General features: G+C 66.4%; 3 protein-coding genes. All 3 read right to left on the reverse strand.

Annotated features, from left to right (window positions below; all coding sequences use genetic code 11):
- Positions 1–187 (reverse strand): hypothetical protein (locus tag AC1DT3_RS17775; protein WP_477466561.1); only part of this gene is annotated, 187 nt, incomplete at its 3' end.
- 155 nt (positions 188–342) lie between these two features.
- Complete coding sequence (gene proB, locus AC1DT3_RS17780; RefSeq protein WP_477466562.1) at positions 343–1,458, reverse strand: glutamate 5-kinase; 1,116 nt, start codon at positions 1,456–1,458, stop codon at positions 343–345.
- Positions 1,455–2,489 carry a GTPase ObgE gene (obgE, locus tag AC1DT3_RS17785; RefSeq protein WP_477466563.1) on the reverse strand — a complete coding sequence of 345 codons (1,035 nt, stop codon included), beginning with the start codon at positions 2,487–2,489 and terminating at the stop codon, positions 1,455–1,457. The genes proB and obgE overlap by 4 nt, the downstream gene beginning before the upstream one ends.
- Positions 2,490–2,535 lie beyond the last annotated feature (46 nt).

The following is a 2,535-nucleotide window of genomic DNA, read 5'->3' on the forward strand; positions in this document are numbered from 1 at the left end:
CGCATCGCATGGCCATGGCCTGCAAGGCCGCATTCTTCTGGTCCGCGGACGCGAGGGCGACCTTTCGCGCCGCCTGGTGCGCGCGGCGACCGAGGTCCTTGAGCAGAGCCGGGACATCCAGAGCCCCCTTGCCGGCGGTCATTCGGTCGGCGGCGTCGCGTCCGCTCGCAATCTGAGTATCGTCCATGTGGCAACCTCGCGGGCGACCCGCGCCAAAGTCTTGATTCAAGCCGCCTGGTCGGCAGCCGAGAACGTCCTGCGGTTCTACGTTGAACATTCCAATACTCTGGAAATCAACAATTCCTTTTGCAACCGGGGCAGCTGGTCGGAATGGCTAGCGGTTCACTCGCTCAGAACCATGTCGTCGCGATGGACCATTTCGCTGCGGCCGCGATAGCCGAGAATCGCCTCGATTTCGCGGCTCGGACGGCCGATGATCCGGGACGCGTCGTCGGCATCGTAAGCGACGAGACCCCGACCGAGCACCCGCGTCTCGTCGCGAATCGTGACCGCGTCGCCCCGCGCGAAGGCCCCTTCGATCCGGCGCACGCCGACCGGCAGACGGCTCGCACCGCCACGCAGCGCCTTCGCGGCGCCTTCGTCCACGTGAAGCGTTCCGCGAGGCTCCAAAGCCCCTGCAATCCAGGTCTTGCGTGCGGTTGCAGGATTCGATGGCGTGAGAAACCACGTGCACCGGGCGCCCTCGGCGACGCGGCGAAGAGGGTTCTTCGAGCGCCCGTCGGCGATGATCATATGCGTGCCGCCGGCGGTGGCGATCTTGCCGGCTTCGATCTTGGTGCGCATGCCGCCACGGGACAATTCGGAGGCCGGTCCGCCGGCCATCGCATCGATTTCGGGCGTGATGCGTTCGACGAGGGGGATATGCATCGCGGACGGATCCGCCGCCGGCGGAGCCGTATAGAGACCGTCGATATCGGAGAACAGGACCAACAGGTCCGCGCCGATCATCGTCGCGACGCGGGCCGCCAACCGGTCGTTGTCGCCGTAACGGATTTCGCTCGTCGCMACCGTATCGTTCTCGTTGATGACAGGGACCGCATGCATGTCGAGAAGCTTCAGGGTGGTGGCGCGCGCATTGAGATAACGACGACGCTCTTCCGTATCGGCAAGCGTCACCAGGATCTGCCCCGCCGTGATCCCGTGATGGGCCAGAACCTCGGCCCAGATGCGGGCGAGCGCGATCTGGCCGACCGCCGCGGCCGCCTGGCTCTCTTCGAGCTTCAGGGGACCTGCGGGAAGGCCGAGCACCGTCCGGCCCATGGCGATCGCGCCCGAGGACACCACGAGGACTTCGGCGCCGCGTGCGTGAAGGTCGGCAATGTCCTCGGCAAGCGCCGCGAGCCAGGCATGGTTGAGACGGCCCCGCGCGCGGTCGACCAGGAGGGCCGAGCCGACCTTGAGGACGACCCGCCGGAACTGACGCAAGTCGGGATTCATGGATGCCATTCTTCCTGCGGCTCGGCGGGCTTCTCCTCGACCTTCGCAGCATCGATGACCGACAGGAGCGCCTGGAGCACTTCCTGTACGCCCTGTCCCGATGCGGCCGAGATCACATGAGGCGTGCGCTTGGCGGCGCGCTTCAACTGCGCCACGCGCTCCTTCAGCGTCTCCTCATCGAGGGCGTCTGCTTTCGAGAGCGCGACGATTTCCGGCTTCTCGGCGAGACCATGCCCGTAGGCGTCGAGTTCCGCACGGACGGTCTTGTAGGCCTTGCCGGCGTGTTCGCCGGTCGCGTCGACGAGATGCAACAGAACCCGGCAGCGCTCCACGTGGCCGAGGAAGCGGTCGCCGAGGCCGGCGCCCTCGGAGGCGCCCTCGATGAGACCCGGAATGTCGGCGAGCACGAATTCGCGATTATAGGCGCGCACCACGCCGAGCCCCGGATGCAGGGTCGTGAACGGGTAATCCGCAATCTTGGGCTTCGCCGCGCTGACCGTGGCGAGGAACGTCGATTTCCCGRCATTGGGCAAGCCGACGAGGCCCGCATCCGCAATGAGCTTGAGGCGCAGGATGATCCACCGCTCCTGGGCCTCCTGGCCCGGATTGGCCCGCCGGGGGGCCCGGTTGGTCGAGGTGGTGAAATAGGCGTTGCCAAATCCACCATTGCCACCGCGGGCAAGCAGGATCCTCTGGCCGACTTTCGTCAGGTCGGCGATGACCGTCTCGCCGTCCTCGTCGAGAATCTGCGTTCCCTCCGGCACCTTGAGAACCGCGTCGCGCCCTTTGGCGCCGTGGCGGTTCTTGCCCATGCCGTGCTCGCCGCGCTGGGCCTTGAAGTGCTGCTGGTAGCGGTAGTCGATCAGGGTATTGAGGCCCTCGACGCATTCGACCCACACGTCGCCGCCGCGCCCGCCGTCGCCGCCGTCGGGCCCGCCGAATTCGATGAATTTTTCGCGGCGGAACGAGACGCAGCCGGCCCCGCCGCCGCCCGAAGCGATAAAGATTTTAGCTTGGTCGAGAAATTTCATAGCCTGCTCCCTTTACGGGACAAGGCGTGCCGGAGCAACGCGAGGG

The sequence above is a fragment of the Microvirga sp. P4_G7 genome (genome assembly GCF_056401005.1).